Source organism: Streptomyces sp. NBC_01235 (genome assembly GCF_035989285.1).
Lineage (GTDB): Bacteria > Actinomycetota > Actinomycetes > Streptomycetales > Streptomycetaceae > Streptomyces.
The window spans coordinates 512930-531667 of sequence record NZ_CP108513.1 but is presented as its reverse complement, the minus strand read 5'-3'; the positions used below and the strand labels follow the sequence as shown (position 1 = coordinate 531667).

Below are 18738 nucleotides of genomic sequence, written 5' to 3'. Positions count from 1 at the left end.
GCGAGTCCCCGGCCGCCGGGGGAGGAAACGGGCCCCCGTGACGTGAAGAGCCGTCGATCGTCGTCCGCGGTCCGGGGCAGGATGCAGGCATGAGCGCCCGCCCCCTGCCTTCGAGCCCCCCGTCCGCCCAGGGCGTCGACGCCTGTGGCGTCCTCGCCTTCCTCGACGCCGTGGAGGCGGCCGAGATCGTCGAGCCGCACAGTCTGGTGATCCTGCGCCACGGCCGGCTCGTCGCCTCCGGCTGGTGGGAGCCGTACACCCCCGACCGGCTCCACCTGCTGTACTCGCTCAGCAAGAGCTTCACGTCCACGGCCGCCGGGTTCGCCCTCGCCGAGGGGCTGATCGGCCTCGATGACCCGGTGCTCTCGTACTTCCCGGAGCTCGACGCGGACGTCACAGACCCGCGCAGCCGCGCGATGCTGGTGCGGCACGTGGCGGCGATGGCGAGCGGGCACGAGGCGGAGACCTACGAGCGGGCGCACGCGCTCGACCCCGACGACCTGGTCCGCGGCTTCCTGCTGCTGCCGCCGGACCGGGACCCGGGAACCGTGTTCGCGTACAACCAGCCCGCCACCTACACGCTTGCCGCGATCGTGCAGCGGGTCACGGGCGAATCGCTCACCGCGTATCTGCGGCCGCGACTGCTGGACCCGCTCGGCATCGGCGAGGTCGCCTGGCTGACCGACGCCTCCGGCCGCGAACTCGGCTTCAGCGGGCTGCACGGCACCACCGACGCGATCGCCCGGCTGGGTCAGCTGTATCTGGACGAGGGCGTGTGGGACGGCGAGCGGCTGCTGTCGCGGGAGTGGGTCACCGAGGCGACGCGCGAGCAGGTGGCGACGGCGCCCGGTGCGACGGCCGGCGCGGACCGTGCGGACTGGGACCGAGGCTACGGCTTCCAGTTCTGGCGCTCCCGGCACGGCTACCGCGGCGACGGGGCCTACGGACAGTTCTGTCTGGTCCTGCCCGAGCACGACGCCGTGATCGCCGCGACCGGGGCGACGAACGACATGCAGGCGCTGCTCACCCTCGTCTGGGAGCATCTGCTGCCGGCGTTCGGGCCGCGGCCGCTGACCGGCCACGAGGACTGCGACGAGGCCCTCGCGCGGCGTCTGGCGCGGCTCGCGCTTCCACCGGCCCCCGGGAAGCCCGCGCCACCGGAGCGGGGCGGGGAGTGGTCGGGCGCCGCGTTCACACCCCGCGGCGGTGTCTGCGCCGACCAGCCGGAACTGACCGGCGCCGCCGTCACCGGGGGCACCGACGGCTGGACACTGACCCTCCTGGAGGAAGCGGGCGGCCGGCGACTGGAGTTCCCCCTGGGGTCCGGCGGCTGGCACGTGACCGACGAGCCGCTGCCCACCGCCGTGAGCGGCGGGTGGACCGACGCAGACACGATCACCGCGCACATCGCCTTCCTCGAGACCCCGCACCGCCTGCGGGTGACGTGCTCCCTCATCGACCGGACCTTCACCGCCCGCTGGGACACGCAGCCCCTGCACGGCGGCGCGCTGCGCTCGCTGCGCGCACCACGCCGGTCGCCCGGATCACCCCGCTCGCCCCGGTCAGGCGGCTGAACCCGGCCGGAAGGTCCGCAGGAACGTGTCCAGGGCCTGCCGGTTGGCTTTCTTGTCCCAGTCCACGGCGGGCGTCGTCCAGCGCAGTGAGAAGCTGCGGTGCCCGCCGAGCAGAAAGCCCCGGCCGAACGTGCGCACCTGTGTGCCGTCGACGTCTTCGAGCCACTCCATGTCGGCGGCCTTGTACCCCTGGTACGTGGTCGCCTCGATGTCGCCGATCCGCCGGAAACCGTCGTTCTTCTTCAGATTGGGCTCGACCTCGTCGCGCCAGACGGCCACCGGGTCCGGTCCGGCGCTCTCGCTGTAGGTGACCGCGAGGGTGCGCGGGTCGCCGGTCGCCCCGAAGGTGATGCGGTACGCCTGATCGTCGCCGCGCGCGGTCTCCAGCCGCTTCCAGCCGGCGGGCAGGGCGACCGAGAAGCCCTCGGGCGCGCGGTAGACGCGGTAGCCGTCCGGGAGGGCGTCGGCGGAGGCAGAGGGCGGCGCCGAGGGGGGCGCCGATGGGGGCGCCGAGGGAGAGGCGTCGGTGGACGTGCTGGGGGACGGGCTGCTCGGCTCGGTCGGGGGTGCGGTCGGCGTCGCGGGGGCTCTGTCACCGGCGTCCTCGCCGGGCGTCGCGGCGGACGCGGACGGCCGGGCCTGCGCGCCGCCCGACGCCGTGTCGTCACTGTCGGGCAGTTGGTGGGTCACGGCGAGCGCGGCGACCGCCACCGTGACGACGGCCAGCGCCGTCCCGGCCGCCATGGCACGGCCGCTCCACTGCGGACCGATGTGCCGGGCCGCGGCGCAGGCACGCCTCAGCTTCGGGGCGGGCATGACGTCGTGCGGGTCCTCGTCCAGCACCCGGGTGAGGGACTGGCGTACGACCGTCCGGGTCAGCCGTTCCCGGGAGTCCTTGCGCAGCAGCCCCTGCACGGTTCCGGTGAGCGGGCCCGCGCGCAGCGGGGTGCGCAGCGGCAGCCGGTCCACGCCCTTCAGCGTGCTCTCGGGCCGGTCCCGGTCCCGGTACGGCGGCCGTCCCTCGACCATCGTGTAGAGGATCGCGCCCAGCGCCCACAGGTCGGCCGCCGGACCGATCCGCTCGTCCCGGGCCTGCTCGGGCGAGGCGTACGACGGGGCCGCCACCCGCGGCGCGAGGGTCGCACCCGCCAGTCCGAAGCCGGTGAGGACGAGCGGGCCGCGGGCCCGCAGGAAGATCTGGCCGGGGCTCAGCTCGCCGTGGGTGATGCCCTCACCGTGCGCGACCTCGAGCACGTCGAGCAGCTCCAGCCCGATCGCCGCGGCCCTGGCGGGACTGAACGCCCCCTTCTGCGCCAGGAGTTGACCCAGGGGCAGGCCGTCGATCCATTCGGTGACGGTCCACAGGGAGCCCTCCTCCTCCACGGCGTCGACGACCGCGGCGATCCGGCCCGGGCACAGCCGCGCCACCGTCTCCGACATGCGCAGGACCCGGTCGGCGGCCTGACGCGCCTTTTCCTCGCCCTGATCGGCGGGCAGTCCGATCCTGGTGACCAGGCACGGCCGCGCCGCCCCGGTGTCCTCGACGTACTCGCCGTACCAGCTGACGCGGTTCGTCTCCCGGTGGACGACGTCGAGCAGCCGGTACCTCCCGGCGATCAACTCGTGCGTGGAGACGTGCGTCTTGACCATGGCCATCCCTCGCTGAACCGCTGGTACTCACCTTTCCCAGTGGTACGACCGGCGAGAGGGGGTCCGTTCAATTGGACCGCAACTCCGGTGGATTTCCTGTCTTTTATTCAAAGGGTCGACGGCGGAGCCGAGTGTATGTGCGAGAAAAGGGAATTGCCGGGGCGCGTCCTGGGGTCGTCCAGCGGTGTAACCAGCGGTAAACAGGCCGCCGGAGACTCCTCGAGGATCCCGGAAACGACCTTCTCGGCAGCGGTCCATTCCTGCTCGGAGGCCCTTCCGGCGGATTTCCTTATCCCGGCGAGTGCTCTCGGCGCAGCCCGAACCGATCCATCCAGGACATCATGTCCGCGGCCGTCGCGTTGCCCCCGCAGACCACCAGCCCCAGCCGTGCGCCGTCCCCCACCCGTTCCACGACCTGCCGGGCCGCGGGCAGGAGGCAACCGGCCGCCGGTTCGGTCCACACCTTGGCGTGCTCGGCGAGGTCCAGGCAGCCCCGCACGGCCTCCCGGTCGGAAACCACCAACACCTCGCCGACCAGCGCGGATACATGGTCGTACGTCAACTGCGAGACGCTGGGCGCGCTGAGGGTGGAGACGATCGACGACAGCTCCACCTGCACCGGCCCGCCCGCCGCCAGCGCCTCCGACATCGCCTGCGCGCCCTCCGTCTCCACACCCCAGATCCGCACGTCCGGGCGGTCGGCGCGCAGGGCCGCGGCGACACCGGCGATCAGGCCGCCGCCCCCGACACTCACCAGGACGTCCGTGAGCTCACCGGCGTCGGCGGCGAACTCCAGGCCGACCGTGCCCTGCCCGGCGACGACCACCGGATCGTCGAACGGGTGCACCAACGTGAGGCCCTCGTCCCGCAATCGCTCCACCAGCGTGAACGCGCCGCCCATCGTGTCGGTCAGCCGCACCGAGGCGCCGGCCGCCGCCACGAGCTCGACGGAACGGGCGGGAGCCGAACGCGGCATCACGACCGTGGCCTTCACGTCCAGCGCGGCGGCCATGACCGCGAGCGCGATCCCGTGGTTTCCGCCGCTCACGGCCACGGCCCCCGCTGCCCGCTCGGCCTCGCTCAACGACAACAGCTTCGCCGTCGCCCCGCGCGCCTTGAAGGAACCGGTGCGCTGGAGGAGTTCCAGCTTCGTGGTCACGGGGACACCGAGCAGCGTCGACAGGCCCGGGCTCGGCAGGGTCGGGGTACGGACGAGATGTCCGGCGATCCGCTCGGCCGCGGCTTCGATGTCCGAGATGCCGATCAAGGCAGTCACCCTTCCGGCGCGGGAAAGGAAGCGGGGCCGCGCCTGGCCTCTTCGTCTCCTCGCACCCTCGCCCCGCGCCGTCCCGCAGGTCAAATCGTTTCAGATCAGGGCGGGGCCCAGGTCAGAGGTTCCGGCGCACGACGAAGTCCACCAGACGGCGCAGGTCGCTCAGGGCGCCGGCGGCGAGCGGCGCCTTTGCGAGCGCCGATTCGGCGGCGGCGACCTGCCGGCCCGCCTCGACGAGCGCCGCCGTACGGCCTCCCGCCTCCTCGATCAGCTCCGCCGCCGCACCCGGATCGCCGTCCCGCTCCAGGAGCACGGCCAGGCGGCGCGCGGCGGGGGCGGGCGAGTCGAGGGCGGCCAGCACGGGGAACGTCTTCTTCCGCTCCCGCAGATCGCCGTGCACGGGTTTGCCCGTCACCGAAGGGTCGCCCCAGATGCCCAGCACGTCGTCGACCACCTGGAAGGCGACCCCCAGGTGCCGTCCGGCCCGGTCCAGCGCGTTCGCCACGGCCGGGGACGCCCCGCCCAGGACGGCCCCCAGGGCCGCCGCACAGCCCAGCAGCGCACCCGTCTTCCCCTCGGCCATCGCCCGGTAGTCCTCCGGCGGCACCCGCTCCGGCCCCGACCAGGGCCGCGCGGCGAACAACAGGTCGTCGGCCTGCCCGCGTACGAGGTCCCCGAGCGCGCCGGACAGCAGACGCACGGCGTCGGCGCCGGCCGGGGGCGGTTGCAGTGCGAGGGTCTCCACCGCCAGGGCGAACAGCGCGTCGCCCGCCAGGACCGCCGGTCCCGTGCCGTACGCCTTCCACACCGTGGGGCGCCCGCGCCGGGTCGGGTCGCCGTCCATGATGTCGTCGTGGAGCAGGGAGAAGGCGTGCACCAGTTCCACCGCGACCGCCGCGGGCACACCGGCCCGCGCGGGCGCCCCGGCCGCCTCGGCGCCGAGTACCGCGAGGGCCTGCCGTACGCCCTTGCCCCCGGAGCCGGCCGAGGGCACCCCGCCGACCCCGCACCAGCCGAAGGCGTACCCGGCCATCTCACCCACCCAGGGATGCGACCGTCCGACGGCCTCCATGAGCGCGGGCCGCACCAACGCGCGGCAGCGGGCGAGGACCTGGGGTGCGCCAGGCGGCGTCGCGGGTGCGGGTGCGGGTGCTTCGGTGTGCTCCCCCGAACCGTGTGCCGCGGCGACTTCCCGTACGGCCGCGTCGAGCGCCGTCACCGTGCGACCGCCGTGCGCGGGCCGGCCGGCGCCGCCTCGGTCACCCTGCCGGCCGGTCCGATGCCCAGCTCGTTCTGCGCCCGGGTGACCATCTCCCGTGCGTGCCGCAGGCCGATGCGCTCCAACGTGTCTGCCAGGTCGACGAGTTCGGCTTCCGTCTCCGCGCGGTCGCGACCCAGACGAGCCAGCGACTTCGTCAGACCGAGCCGGGAGAGTGCCTCGCCGCGCGGCTCGCCCATCGCACGGAACTCGCCCAGTGCCAGCTCGTAGAGGTCCCGGGCCTCGGCGTAACGACCGGCGCGATACAGGACGTTGCCGCGCATCTTGTGGTTGTAGGCCAGCGCGCCGGACAGGTTCATCGTGCGGCAGGACTCCTCGGCCTCCGCCAGCAGGCCGAGGGCGCGCTCGGTGGCCCCGTCCCGTACGGAGACGATGTCGGCCAGTCCGCGCAGCGCCCAGGCGTGACCGCGTCGGTCCTCGGCGCCCGCGGCGATCCGGGCCGCTTCCTCGAAGAGGGCGTACGCGGTGTCGTGGGCACCGGAGTTGCGGTGCATCTGCGCTATGCCCTCCAGTGCCCACACCGTGTGCCGGGCCTCGCCGCGCCTGCGGGCCTCGGCCAGCAGTTGCTCGTGCAGCCGGCCGACCGCCTCGTAGTCGCCCTGGATGCGCCCGGTCTCCGCGAGCCCTGCCAGCGAGTAACCGCGGACGACGATGTCGCCGCCCCGCTCGCCGAGGTCGGCCGCGAGCCCCAGCAGCCGCCGGGCCAGTGGGAACGCGCCGCGCTGCCGGGCGAGGGTGCCGCCGCTCCACAGCGCCCAGGCCATCGCGGCGACGTCCCCGGCATCCCGGGCCGCCCGGTAACTCGCCTTCCAGGCCCGGTCCGCCTCCCGCACCTGCCCCAGCCGCCGGTGCGCCTCGGCGACCGCGAGCCCCGAGCGGGCCGCCTCGCCGTGCTGTCCGGCCCGCTCGGCGGCCCTCAACTGTTCGGTGCCGGCGGCCAGTACGTCGTCCAGTGAGGAGTTCACGGACAGGGAGGTGAGGGCGCCCTGGTACTCCGGGGCGAATGCCTTGCCGTACATCGGTTCCTTACGTTGTAGGTGGGTTGGTTTCGGTCACTCGTAGGATCGAAAGACCCAGGGATGCCGGGTGTGGCTCATGGGTTTCCGCCCGTTGGTGGCTTGAAAGGATTGGCCGCCCGGCATCCCGCGACGACTCGACCACTCATTGGGATGCGCGGCACAAGATCGCTTGGTAAGGACACGCTGGCGAGGTCGTCTGCTGGGCTGTGAACGGATACGACTTCGGAGGTGGCCGTGCCCGAACTGTGGGCTGGTACGGATGCGGGCAAAGCCGCGCATCACTGCACGGTGATCGACACCGACGGCACGCGGCGGCTGTCGCGGCGGGTGGACAACGACGAAACCGCGCTGCTCAAACTGATCGCTGATGTGCTGGAGTTGAGCGACGGCGATCCGGTGACCTGGGCGATCGACCTCAACGCCGGCGGGGCCGCGCTGCTGATCGCGCTGCTGACCGACAACGGCCAGCAGGTCCTCTACATCCCCGGCCGTACCGTCCACCACGCTTCCGGCTCCTACCGGGGCGACGGCAAGAGCGACGCCAAAGACGCCTTCGTCATCGCCGACCAGGCCCGCATGCGCCGCGATCTGGAGCCGCTGCACCGGGGCGACGACATCGCCGTGGACCTGCGGATCCTCACCTCGCGGCGCCTGGACCTGGCCGCCGACCGCACCCGGGCGATCAACCGGCTGCGGGCCCAGATGCTGGAGTACTTCCCCGCCCTGGAACGCGCCTTCGACTACAAGACGTCCAAAGCGGCCCTGGTCCTGCTGACCCACTACCAGACGCCGGCCGCCCTCCGGCGGACCGGCGGAAACCGGCTCGCGACCTGGCTGAAGAACCGCAAGGTCCGCAACTACCAGCTCATCGCCGCCACCGCGGTGGAGGCCGCCGAGGCCCAGCACACCGCCGTCGCCGGGGAGAAGCTGGCCGCCACCATGGTGGCCAGGCTCGCGAGGGAGGTGATGGCCCTCGATGAGGAAATCGCCGAGACCGACGCCCTGATCGAGGGCCGGTTTCGCGACCACCCGCACGCCGAGGTCATCCTGAGCATGCCCGGCCTCGGCCCCGTCCTGGGCGCCGAGTTCATCGCCCACACCGGCGGCGACCTGAGCGTCTTCGCCAGCGCCGACCGCCTCGCCGGCGTCGCCGGCCTGGCCCCGGTCCCCAAGGACTCCGGGCGCATCAGCGGCAACATGCGCCGACCACGGCGCTACTGCCGCCGCCTGTTGCGGGTCTTCTACATGTCCGCCATGGTCGCCGCCCGCTCCTGCCCCGTCTCCAGAGCCTTCTACGAACGCAAGCGAGCCGAGGGCAAGGGCCACAAGCAGGCGATCATCGCCCTCGCGAGGCGCCGCCTGAACGTCCTGTGGGCCCTCATACGCGACGGCCGCCCCTTCGAGCTCGCAGCACCACAGACGCCCGTCGAGCTGGGCTGACACGCTCACAACGAGTCACCAACCCGGGTTGACAACTCCATTGGGAATCCTTTCGTCCGATCACCGTATGTCCACGTATGCACTCTGTGTATACACGATGGGTATAGTGCCGTGCTGCCGGTCAAGACGCGGGCAAGGTGAAGGGGGTTGCCTGTGAGGCGCAGATCACCTCGGGAGGCTGGTGGGGTGTCAGGCGCCGAAGAGTTGCGTCCAGTACGTGCCCGATGCGCCGCCGCCCTCGAAGCCGACACCGATGTGGGTGAAGGCGGGCTTGAGGATGTTGGCACGGTGGCCGGGGCTGTTCATCCAGCCGTCCACCACCTCGGCGGGGGAGCGCTGGCCGCAGGCGATGTTCTCGCCGATGGTCCGCCGGGCGGAGCCCGCGGCGGCGGCCCGGTCCCACGGCCGGCTCCCCTCGGGCGAGGTGTGGGAGTAGAAGGCGCGTGCCACCATGTCCGCGCTGTGCGCCTGCGCCGCCGTGGTGAGCAGGGGGTCGACGGCCAGGGCCCGCAGACCAGCCCGCGCCCGCTCGCGGTTGGTGAGGTCGACGACCTCGGCCGCGGTCCGGGCCAGGCCGTCCGGGGTGAACGGGCTCGCCCACAGGGCCGTCCAGTACGTGCTGCCCGTGCGCCCGTCGGTGGCCTGCGCCGACGCGGCGTGCGTGAACGCCGGGTCGTGCAGGGTGCGGCGGGCCTGCTCGGTGCGCAGGCAGTACGCGACGAACTCCGCGGCCGTGCGCGGCCCGGAGACCAGGTGTTCGCCCATCGCGAGATACCGGTATCCGGCGGCTGTGACCCGTTGGTGCACCGAGACGCCGTCCGCGCCCTCGGTGCCGAGCCGCCCGGCCGCGGCCATGGCGGCGGCATGCGCCCGGGCCGCCGAGGCGAGGCGGGCGTCGAGGGACACGGGCGGCGAACCGGCCGTGGCTCGGGCGGGGTTGACGAGGGTGAGGAAGCCGTCGGGGTCGGGTGCGGGGGAGGGGGCGTGCGGTGCGTGGGCGGGGCGGGGGGCGGTCGCGCGGGGCGAGGCGGTCGTGTGTCGGCCCGCGGGAGCGGTGCCGCCTGTTGCGGCGTACGCGGGCGGTCCGGCGGTGGGCCGCCGGTACGTGGACGAGGTGTCGCCCTCCGCGACGTCCTCCGCGACGTCCACCCCGAAGTCCCTGGCCAGTCCCGCCAGTCCGTCCGCGTAGCCCTGGCCGAGCGCCCGCAGCTTCCAGCCGTCGCCCCTCTTGTAGAACTCCGCGAGCAGGAGGACCGTCTCGCGCTGTGAGGGCGGCGGTGTGAACCGGGCCAGCGCGCGGCCGTGCGGATCGGTGACGTGGAGGGTGGGGGCGGGCAGGCGGGTCGGCGGAGTGCCCGGCTCGGCGGCGCCGACGACCACCGTGACACGGGTGGCGCCGGGCCGCAGCCTGGCGGGTTCCAGTGTCAGGGTGTCACCCTGAAGCCGGACTCCCGGTGCCGTCGGCTGGTTGTAGAACACGAAGTCGCCGTCGCCCCGGACCCTGCCGCTGTCGTCCGTGACGAGCGCGCAGACGTCTAAGGGGCCGGGCACCCGGACGGACAGGGCGCCACCCGGGAGGGGCAGGTTGCCCCCGGGTACCATCTCGCTCATCCTGCCGCCCCGGTGTCGTCGTACGGGCCCCGCCCGGGGACCTGTCCGGACAACGGGCGGCAGCCACCGCGGGTTCCCGGCTCAGTGCCGCCGGGAAGCGCCCCCTCTTCGTCCGGCCGGTTCCTGATGCGAGATCGGTCACATTCGGCCGGGGCAACCTTCTTCCGTCGCATCACCTCTCCTGAGGCGACGCACAGTTGGCCGCTATCCGGTCACGATGCGCCCTGAGCGTGCCCGGTATCGCCATGAAAGTCGCCTGACCGATCATTTCGTGCTTTACATGGACATGACTCATCGGTAAGGGTGGAGTTCCGGGGCCCGACCAGCCCCTTGGCGCCCAACGGCGCCGTGTCTTACGGCGGTTGGCGACTCCGGCCGTCCGAACGAAGGAACCCTCACCAGTGCGCAGCGCACACATACGCAGCCTGGCGCTCGCCGTCGCCGTGACGACGGCCGCCACGGGCCTGGCGGGCACGGCCTTCGCGGCCCCGCCCGCGGGGGAGGCCCACGCCACGTCCGCGACCGCCTCGCAGGCCGACCGCGTCGTCGAGGCCGCCCGTACCGCCGCCTTCGCCCATGCCTCGGCGACCGGCGTCGGCCAGGACGACGAACTCCAGGCCCAGGACGTCCTGATCGACCCGGAGGGCGCACGGCACGTCCGCTTCGTCCGTACCCATCAGGGGATGCCGGTCCTCGGCGGCGACCTCGTCGTCCACCTCACCCAGCGGCTCGCCTACGCGGGCGTGACCCGCGCCGCAGGCCACCCCGTAGACCCCTCCACCGTCAAGGCCGAGCTGACGGCCCGCGAGGCCGAGGCGAAGGCCGCGGCCTTGGCCAAGGGCGACGCGACGAGTGCCGAACTCGTCGTCGACGCCCGCGGCGGCGCCTCGGCGCTCGCCTATCGGATCCGGGTGACCGGCAGCGACACCACCGAGGCCGGCGGCTCCCGCACGGTCGTCCTCGACGCCCGCACCGGCAAGGTGCGCAGCAACACGCCCGACAGCGACGAGTTCCTCTCGCCCGAGCTGCTGGACACCCTGCGCGAGCGCGGCGAGACCCTCGACCCCGCCACGGGCACCGCCTCGCAGGCCGCCGGCCTGAGCGCGGCGCCCGCGGCCGGCGCGGCCGCACGCTACCCGTCGGCGGCCACCGGCACCGGCACGTCCCTGTTCGCCGGCAAGGTCGCCCTCACCACCACCCGCACCGCACGGACCAGCTACCTGCTGAAGGACCCCACCCACTGGAACACCGAGACGCGCGACGCGCGCAACCGGGAACTGGAGAACTTCGCGGGTGGCAAGGCGTTCACCAGCGCCACCAACACCTGGGGCAACGGCGCCGTCTCCAGCCGGGTCAGCGCCGCCGTCGACGCGCAGTACGGAGTCACCAAGACCCTGGACTTCTACCAGAAGACCTTCGGCCGCAAGGGCATCACGAACAACGGCAAGGGCGCCCGCGCCATGGTCCACTTCGGCAACAAGGTGGGCAACGCGTTCTGGGACCCGGCCTGCGGCTGCATGCTCTACGGCGACGGCGACGGCTCCTTCATCAAGAAGCCCCTCGTCGTCCTCGACGTCACCGGCCACGAACTGACCCACGGCGTCGTCGACGCGACCGCCCGCCTGGAACCCACGTCCGTCGACGGCGAAGGCAACCAGTACGGCGAGCCGGGCTCCCTCAACGAGTCCCTCGCCGACATCTTCGGCTCCAACGTCGAGTTCAGCGCCAACAACCCCAAGAACCCGCCGAACTACCTGATCGGCGAGAAACTGGGCCTCGACCAGAAGTTCCTGCGCCGCCTGGACAAGCCCTCCCTTGACGTCCTCGAGGGCACGATCGACTACTGGTCGCCTCAGGTGTACAACGCCGAGGTCCACGCCGGCTCCGGCGTCTCCTCGCACGCCTACTACCTCCTCGCCGAAGGCAGCGGACGCAAGAAGATCGGCACCGTCGCCTACGACTCGGCGACCTTCGACGGGGCCCCGGTGAAGGGCATCGGCCGGGCGAAGGCGACCGCGATCTTCTATCGCGCCCTGACCCGCTACATGGTCTCCTCGACCGACTTCCACGGCGCCCGTGTCGCGACGCTCAAGGCGGCCAAGGACCTCTACGGGGGGACCAGCCCCGAGTACAGGACGGTGAACCGGGCCTGGTCCGCCGTAAACGTGACGGCCGCGAACACGCCGGCCGCCACGCGCTGACGGCCGGCCGGTGATGGGGTGCGCCCGCCTGGGAGTCCGGGCGCACCTCTGCCAGGGGCGGATCAGCCCGACGCACCGACCTCCGGTTCGAGCAGCCGCTCGCGATAGGCGATCGCCACGGCCTCCGTACGGCTCGCCGCGCCGAGCTTGGCGAGGATGTTGGAGACATGGACGCTCGCCGTCTTCCCGCTGATGAACAGCTCCTCGCCGATCTGCCGGTTGCTGCGCCCGAGCGCGAGCAGCCGCAGGACGTCCTGCTCCCGCGCCGTCAGGGCGAGCGAACGGTCCCGGCCGGCGGACGGGCCGTCCACGAGGCGCCCGCGCCGGATCAGGGCGTCCGCCCGCTCCAGCAGGGGCGTGGCGCCCAGTCGTACGGCCGTCTCCCGGGCGGCGCGGGCCTCGGCGGCCGCTTCCTCGCGCCGGTCGGCCGCCAGCAGGGCCTCCGCGTACCGCAGTCGGCAGCGGGCGAGTTCGTACGCTTCGCCGTAGCCGAACGCCGCGACCGTTTTCTCCCAGGCCGCCGGGTCCGGCCCCGTGACGGCCCACGCGTACTCGGCCTCGGCGCGAGCCAGCCAGGCGCGCCCCTCCGGGCCGTGGGGCTCACCGGTCTCGCTCCGACGGGCCACCGCCCGGGCCGGCTCAAGCAGTTCGGTCGCCACGGCCGACCAGCGGCGGGCCGTCGCCTCGTCACCGGCGAGCCGGGCCCCGGCGGCCGCGTCGGCGACCGGGGTGAGGGCGAGTGCGGTGAGCCGGACCGTGACGTCCGGGCGCGTCCCCGCGTCGTCTATGAGGGACTCCACGGAAGACCGCAGTTGGGCCACCGCCGCCTCGGCGTCGCCACTCAGCGCCGCCGCGTCGGTCAGCACGATGCCTGCGACGAGCGCCGCCATCCAGTCCAAGGGCCCCTCGAGCAGCCCCCTCGCCCGTTCGACGGCGCCCTTGTCGCCCCGCGCGAGGGCGACGTACAGCGCGGGGCCGATCGCGAACCCGCCCGACGCCGGCAGCACCGCCACGTCGGTGGCTGCCGTCAGCAGACACTCGTCCCAGCGGCCCAGGGTGTAGAGCACCAGCGACTGGAGATAGCGCATCCCCAGCGGGTACGGCGAGGACAGCAGTCCGGCGCGGCGGGCGCGGTCCAGGCCCTCGGCCAGCCAGGGCAGACACTCCTCCGGCTCCCCGGCCTCGTAGGCGCCGATGGCCAGGTTGAACAGGGCGCGCATCTCCACCGGGGCGTTGCCCCCGCGCCGGGCCAGCTCACGCGCCTCCTTCAGGCGCGCGCGGCCCTCGGGGGAACGGCGGCCGCCCCCGTCCATGTTGGCGAGGGAGACCAGGAGGTCGGCCCGCGCGTCCACCAGATCCAGCCGCTCGGCGACGGGCAGCGCCTGGTGGGCGACGCGCAGAGCGGTCTCGGTGTCGCCCATCTGACGCGCCGCCAGCACATGTGTGGCCGCGGCCCACACCCACGTCGGCGACGGCGGCTCGGCGGGGATCATCGCGAGCGCCTCGCTGCTGTAGGTGAATGCGGCCGTCAGACTGTCGACGCCCATGAGATTGCCCGCGAGCGTGTACCGCACGCGGGCGGCGAGTTCGGAGTCGGTGTCCTGGCCGACACCCGCGAGCGCCGCGCGGGTCAGGGAGACCGCGCGGTGCGCCTCCCCGGCGTGCGCGGCCGCCGCCGAGGCGCGCAGCGTCAGCGTGACCCGGTCGGTACCCTCGCCCGACGGCAGGGCCGGGACGGGCACCGACTGCCACAGGTCGAGGACGGCTTCCAGATGGTGCAGTTCCTCGGCGGGCGCCCCGACGCGCTGGGCGTGGTCGGCGGCCTCCAGCGAGGCGGCGAGGGCCTCGCCCAGGTCGTGGCTCTCGCGGTAGTGGTGGGCGCGCTCGGCGGCGGTCTCGGCGCGGTGACGCCGACCGGCCAGGAGACGGGCGAACGCGCCGTGCAGCCGCGACCGTTCACCCGGGAGCAGGTCGGCGTACACCGCCTCACGGGCGAGGGCGTGCCGGAACGCGTAGGTGCCGTCGCCGCCCGCGACCAGGAGCTGGTGGCCCACGGCCTCGCGCAGCGCCGCCTCCAGCTCGTCCTCGGGCAGTCCCACCGCGTCCCGCAACAGGTCGTGCTCCACGCGCCGGCCGGCGACGGCGGCGGTCCGCAGCACCTGCTGGGCGGTGTCGGGGAGTTGCTCGACCCGGATGAGCAGGAGGTCCGCCAGCCCGCTCGGCATGCCTTTGGCCTCCGTGTCCGTGGCCGCGAGCAGTTCCTCCGCGTAGAAGGCGTTGCCCTCGGCGCGCTCCACGATCCGGCGCACCGTGGCGTCCGGCAGCGGACGGTCCTCCAGGGCGCGCACCAGGCGGGCCACCTCGGCGTCCGCCAGTGGCCGCAGCTCCAGCCGGTCCAGGGCCGGCAGCCGCACCAGTTCGGCCAGCAGCGGGCGCAGCGGGTGCCGGCGGTGCAGGTCGTCCGCGCGGTACGAGGCCAGCACCGCCAGCCGGTGACCCGGCCCGTTGCCCGCCGGCCGTTGCAGGAAGCCCCGGCTGAGCAGGAAGCGCAGCAGGTCGCGGGAGGACTGGTCGGCCCAGTGCAGGTCCTCCAGGACGAGCAGCAGTGGCGCGACCTCCGACAGGTCGGCGAGCAGCGCCGCCATCCCTTCGAGCAGCCTCAGTCGCCCGCCCTCACCGCCCGACCGCGTGGCGGGACCCGTATCGTCGCGCATCGCGTCCGTCCCCGTGCCCAGCAGTCGGTCGACCACCGGGTGCGCGGCGAGGACGGCGGCGAACCGTTCGTCGGCGGCGAGCACGCCCAGGATCTCCGTGAACGGCAGGTAGGGCAGGCCCACGTCACCGAGGTCGACGCAGTGCCCGGTGAGCACGGTCATGCCGGAGCGCGCGGCCCGCACGGCGACCTCGTCCAGCACACGTGTCTTGCCGACGCCGGCGTCCCCGGCGATCAGGACCGCGCGAGCCTCACCGCCCCGGGCGCGTTCGAGCACGCCGGAGAGCCGGGCGAGCTCCTCTTCCCGGCCGATGAACGGAGTGGCGAACACTGTCTGCTGCACGGCTCCATCCTGGCACGCGGCACTGACACAACGGCCTGCGACCAGGAACGGAGCCCCGCCGGAAGGCGTCAACGGTGCAGCGACCGCGCCCAGTCCGCCGGTACCCGGTCCGCCGGCCCCGGTGCGGGCTGGTCGGCGGGGTGGCTGGTCGGAGGGGCGAGGTCGGGGCCCGACTCGTACAACTCGTCCGTGGAGTAGTCCCAGAACCACTCCTCGCCCGGCTCGAAGCTGCGGACGATCGGATGCCCGGTGGCCTTGAAGTGGGCGGTGGCGTGCTGGGCGGGGGAGGAGTCGCAGCAGCCGACGTGGCCGCAGGTCGCGCAGCGCCGCAGGTGGAACCACCAGCCGCCCGCCGCGTCGCAGTCGAGGCAGCCGGCACCGCTGGGCGGGACGTTCGGGTCGATGGCGTCTGCGTCGGTCATACGGGCTCCTGGTCGGTCTCGGGGTCCTGGTCGGTCTCGGGGTCGGGGGCGGTCAGCGGCAGCAGGACCTGGAAGCGGGTGTCGCCCGGCTCGGACTCGACCTGGAGGCTGCCGTGATGCTTGTTGACGACGATCCGCCAGGAGATGTCGAGGCCGAGACCCGTGCCCTCGCCCACCGGCTTGGTGGTGAAGAACGGGTCGAAGATACGGCCGCGGATGTCCGGCGGGATGCCCGGCCCGGTGTCGCGGAACTCCACCAGCAGCCGGTCGTCCTCGCGTGCCGTCCGCACGGTCAACGTGCCCTCCCCGCCGGTGCTGTTGATGGCGAAGACGGCGTTGTCGACGAGGTTGGTCCACACCTGGTTGAGCTCTGCCGGGTAGGCCGGGATCTGCGGGAGCGTACGGTCGTAGTCCTTGAGGACCTCGATGCGCCCGATCTTGCCGGAGAGCATCAGCAGGGTGCTGTCGAGGAGTTCGTGCACGTCGACGACCCGGTAGGGGGCGCGGTCGAGCTGCGAGTACTGCTTGGCGGCGTCGACGAGGTGGGAGATGCGGTTGGTGGAGTCGTCGATCTCGTCCATCAACAGCTCGGTCTCGACCGTGTAGTTGAGCCACCCGATCGCGCCCGGCAGGATGTCCTCGTCCACGGCCGCCGCGACCTGCTCCAGCCAGTCGGTGTCGAGACCGGCCTGAACGAAGGTCGGCGCGATCCGCCAGCCCTCCGGGATGTCGTGGTCGTCGAGCCAGTCGGTGAGGGTGTCCTCCCGGTCGGAGGCCTCCAGCGGGCTCAACACCGGTGCCTTGGCGACCAGTTCGGCGGTGCGTTCCTGGATCTCGATCAGCCGGGTCAGGGCTTCGGCGTCGTACGCGCCCGAGGCGATCACGGCGAGCTTGTGCCGCATCTTCGCCACCCGCTCCCGCAGCGTGGCGGTGGCCCGCACGGCCGCCGCGGCGGGGTTGTTGAGCTCGTGCGTGAGGCCCGCCGACAACGAGCCCAGGGCCAGCAGCCGTTCCCGCTGCCCGATGGCCCGCTGCGTGTTCTTCGAGCCGAAGAACAGCCCCTCCAGCAAGTGGGCCGCCATCGGGAACCACTCCTGCATGACGTCCGAGAACGACTGCGCGGGCAGCACGAAGAACCGCGTCGGCTCCGTCACCCGCATCGAGTTGTTGTAGACCTGCGGCACCCGGTCCCCCAGGTACGCCTGCATGGCCCCGGAGTACACCCCGCGCTGGGAGGTGCGGTTGACCTCGACGTCGTCCCCGCCGACCCGCCGGTACAGCACGACCGTGCCCTCGATCATCACGTAGAAGCAGGTCGCCGGATCGCCCTCGGTGTACACGGGCCCGGGTTCGAACCGCTCCACCCGCCCTTCGCTGCACAGCCGTCCGAGCTGCTCGGGGGAGAGTTTCTCGAACAGGAACAGCGAGCTGATCTCGGCCGGGCTGCACGGCATCGGCCGCCCGCTCATGACTGTTCCAGATAGCGGTGGACGAGCATCACGGCCATGGCTCCCTCTCCTACGGCGGACGCGACGCGCTTGGCGGACTCGGCGCGCGCGTCGCCCGCCACGAACACGCCGGGAATGTTGGTCTCCAGGTGGTACGGCGGCCGGTCGAGCTCCCAGTCGGCCGGCGGCCGCCCGTCCGGCGTGAGGTCGGGCCCGGCGAGGATGAACCCGCGCTCGTCGCGCAGCACCGTGCCGTCCAGCCAGTCGGTCAGCGGGGCCGCGCCGATGAACACGAACATCCACTGCGCGTCGACGAGTTCGCTCTCCCCGCTCACCACGTCCCGCAGCGTCAGCTGCTCCAGGTGACCGTCCCCGTGCGCGCCTTCGACGACCGTGCCGGGGCGCACGGAGATGTTGGGCGCCTCCTCGATCTGCTGGATCAGGTAGTGCGACATCGACGCAGACAGGGACTCCCCGCGCACCAGCAGCGTGACCGACTTCGCGCCCCGCGCCAGGTACATCGCCGCCTGCCCGGCAGAGTTGGCGCCGCCCACGATGTACACGTCGTGCCCCTGGCAGGAGGCCGCCTCCGTGAGCGCGGAGCCGTAGAACACCCCGCAGCCGGTCAGGTCGTCACAGCCCGGCGCCGCCAGCTGCCGGTAGGACACGCCCGTGGCGAGGATGACGCTGTGCGCGGCCACCGCCGAGCCGTCCGAGAAGCGGACCACGCGCGCGGACCCGTTGACCTCCAGCCCTGTCACCTCACGCGCGGTGAGGATCTCTGCGCCGAACTTCGTCGCCTGCCGCCGTGCCCGGTCGGTGAGCTGCGCCCCGGACACACCGTCGGGGAAGCCCAGGTAGTTCTCGATCCGCGAGCTCTGCCCTGCCTGCCCACCCGTCGCCGACCGCTCCACCAGCACCGTCCGCAGACCCTCGGAGGCCCCGTAGACGGCCGCGCCGAGCCCGGCCGGGCCGCCGCCGATCACCACGAGGTCGTAGAAGTCGGCCGTCGGAGTCGTCGCCAGCCCGACGTGGGCGGCCAGTTCGGGGGCGTCCGGCTCGACCAGCGGCGTGCCCTCCGCGGTGACCACCAGCGGCAGCCGCTGCCCGTCGACCCCGGCCGCGGCCAACAGCCGCTGCCCCTCGGGCTCGTCGGCGGAGTACCAGCGGTAGGGCACCTGGTTGCGGGCGAGGAACTCCCGCACGTCCGAGGAGCGCGCCGACCAGCGGTGGCCGACCACCTTCGTGGCGGGCACGGGCCGGTAGTCGCTGGAGCGCCAGGCGTCCAGCAGGTCGTCCAGGACGGGGTAGAGCTTCTCCTCCGGCGGGTCCCAGGGCTTGAGGAGATAGTGGTCGAGGTCGACGACGTTGATCGCGTCGATCGCCGCGCTCGTGTCCGCGTACGCGGTGAGCAGCACGCGCCGGGCGCCCGGGTAGACGTCCAGGGCCTGTTCGAGGAACTCGATGCCGTTCATCTGCGGCATCCGGTAGTCGGCCAGGATGACGGCCACCAGGTCGCCGCGCAGCTTCAGCTCGCGCAACGCCTCCAGCGCGGACTCCCCGGACTCGGCGCGCACGATCCGGTACGAGGCGCCGTAGCGGCGCCGCAGGTCGCGGGCGACGGCACGGGAGACCCCCGGGTCGTCGTCCACGGTCAGGATGACGGTCCGGCTTACGTCGGCGGCCTGTGCCATACGTCTCCCACCCCGAGAGCGGTCGGTCTTCGCGGCGGCACGGCGAAGCCCGCGCCGGCTGCGCCCATCGT

At 73.1% G+C, this 18738-nt stretch carries 12 protein-coding genes; 3 read left to right on the top strand and 9 right to left on the bottom strand.

Annotated elements, in window-relative coordinates:
• The first annotated feature begins 89 nt into the window (after positions 1 to 89).
• Complete coding sequence (locus OG289_RS02330; protein WP_327312322.1) at positions 90 to 1574, top strand: serine hydrolase domain-containing protein; 1485 nt, start codon at positions 90 to 92, stop codon at positions 1572 to 1574.
• Here the strand turns inward: OG289_RS02330 and OG289_RS02325 are convergent.
• The 4 genes from OG289_RS02325 to OG289_RS02310 all read right to left on the bottom strand — a co-directional run bounded on the left by OG289_RS02325 (position 1563) and on the right by OG289_RS02310 (position 6795).
• Complete coding sequence (locus OG289_RS02325) at positions 1563 to 3230, bottom strand: serine/threonine protein kinase (RefSeq protein ID WP_327312321.1); 1668 nt, start codon at positions 3228 to 3230, stop codon at positions 1563 to 1565. The genes OG289_RS02330 and OG289_RS02325 overlap by 12 nt on opposite strands.
• A gap of 283 nt (positions 3231 to 3513) precedes the next feature.
• On the bottom strand, positions 3514 to 4491 hold the full coding sequence (locus OG289_RS02320; protein WP_327312320.1) for a threonine/serine dehydratase: 978 nt from the start codon (positions 4489 to 4491) through the stop codon (positions 3514 to 3516).
• A gap of 121 nt (positions 4492 to 4612) precedes the next feature.
• Positions 4613 to 5716, bottom strand: coding sequence for a polyprenyl synthetase family protein (locus tag OG289_RS02315; protein ID WP_442818860.1), 1104 nt, complete (start codon positions 5714 to 5716; stop codon positions 4613 to 4615).
• A complete protein-coding gene (locus tag OG289_RS02310) occupies positions 5713 to 6795 on the bottom strand; it encodes a hypothetical protein (RefSeq protein WP_327312319.1) in 1083 nt (360 codons plus the stop codon). Before OG289_RS02310 ends, OG289_RS02315 begins: the two co-directional genes overlap by 4 nt.
• Positions 6796 to 7029: 234 nt before the next feature.
• Between OG289_RS02310 and OG289_RS02305 the strand changes: the two genes are divergently transcribed.
• Positions 7030 to 8235 (top strand): IS110 family transposase, encoded by a 1206-nt coding sequence (locus OG289_RS02305; RefSeq protein ID WP_442819059.1) that lies wholly within the window; start codon positions 7030 to 7032, stop codon positions 8233 to 8235.
• 189 nt (positions 8236 to 8424) lie between these two features.
• Here OG289_RS02305 and OG289_RS02300 read toward each other — a convergent pair whose 3' ends face one another.
• Positions 8425 to 9846, bottom strand: a complete 1422-nt coding sequence (locus OG289_RS02300) for a CAP domain-containing protein (protein WP_327312317.1) — start codon at positions 9844 to 9846, stop codon at positions 8425 to 8427.
• 401 nt (positions 9847 to 10247) lie between these two features.
• On the opposite strand from OG289_RS02300, the gene OG289_RS02295 reads away from it, so the two are divergent.
• Positions 10248 to 12047, top strand: a complete 1800-nt coding sequence (locus OG289_RS02295) for a M4 family metallopeptidase (RefSeq protein ID WP_327312316.1) — start codon at positions 10248 to 10250, stop codon at positions 12045 to 12047.
• A 62-nt stretch (positions 12048 to 12109) separates the two neighbouring features.
• Here the strand turns inward: OG289_RS02295 and OG289_RS02290 are convergent, their stop codons facing one another.
• The 4 genes from OG289_RS02290 to OG289_RS02275 form a co-directional block, all read right to left on the bottom strand.
• Positions 12110 to 15103, bottom strand: coding sequence for a helix-turn-helix transcriptional regulator (locus OG289_RS02290; RefSeq protein ID WP_327312315.1), 2994 nt, complete (start codon positions 15101 to 15103; stop codon positions 12110 to 12112).
• A gap of 68 nt (positions 15104 to 15171) precedes the next feature.
• The gene (locus OG289_RS02285; RefSeq protein WP_327312314.1) at positions 15172 to 15525 is read right to left on the bottom strand and encodes a UBP-type zinc finger domain-containing protein; all 354 of its coding nucleotides are present in this window, start codon (positions 15523 to 15525) and stop codon (positions 15172 to 15174) included.
• Positions 15522 to 16994 (bottom strand): ATP-binding protein, encoded by a 1473-nt coding sequence (locus OG289_RS02280; protein WP_327312313.1) that lies wholly within the window; start codon positions 16992 to 16994, stop codon positions 15522 to 15524. Before OG289_RS02280 ends, OG289_RS02285 begins: the two co-directional genes overlap by 4 nt.
• Entirely contained in the window at positions 16991 to 18667 is a 1677-nt protein-coding gene (locus OG289_RS02275) for an FAD-dependent oxidoreductase (RefSeq protein ID WP_327312312.1), read from the bottom strand. Before OG289_RS02275 ends, OG289_RS02280 begins: the two co-directional genes overlap by 4 nt.
• Between the last annotated feature and the right edge of the window lie 71 nt (positions 18668 to 18738).

Bases quoted from the DNA above. Each gene is read 5' to 3' on its own strand.
- OG289_RS02280 (WP_327312313.1), bottom strand. From the start codon at position 16,994: ATGAGCGGGCGGCCGATGCCGTGCAGCCCGGCCGAGATCAGCTCGCTG.
- OG289_RS02310 (WP_327312319.1), bottom strand. From the start codon at position 6,795: ATGTACGGCAAGGCATTCGCCCCGGAGTACCAGGGCGCCCTCACCTCC.
- OG289_RS02285 (WP_327312314.1), bottom strand. From the start codon at position 15,525: ATGACCGACGCAGACGCCATCGACCCGAACGTCCCGCCCAGCGGTGCC.
- OG289_RS02330 (WP_327312322.1), top strand. From the start codon at position 90: ATGAGCGCCCGCCCCCTGCCTTCGAGCCCCCCGTCCGCCCAGGGCGTC.
- OG289_RS02275 (WP_327312312.1), bottom strand. From the start codon at position 18,667: ATGGCACAGGCCGCCGACGTAAGCCGGACCGTCATCCTGACCGTGGAC.
- OG289_RS02325 (WP_327312321.1), bottom strand. From the start codon at position 3,230: ATGGCCATGGTCAAGACGCACGTCTCCACGCACGAGTTGATCGCCGGG.
- OG289_RS02300 (WP_327312317.1), bottom strand. From the start codon at position 9,846: ATGAGCGAGATGGTACCCGGGGGCAACCTGCCCCTCCCGGGTGGCGCC.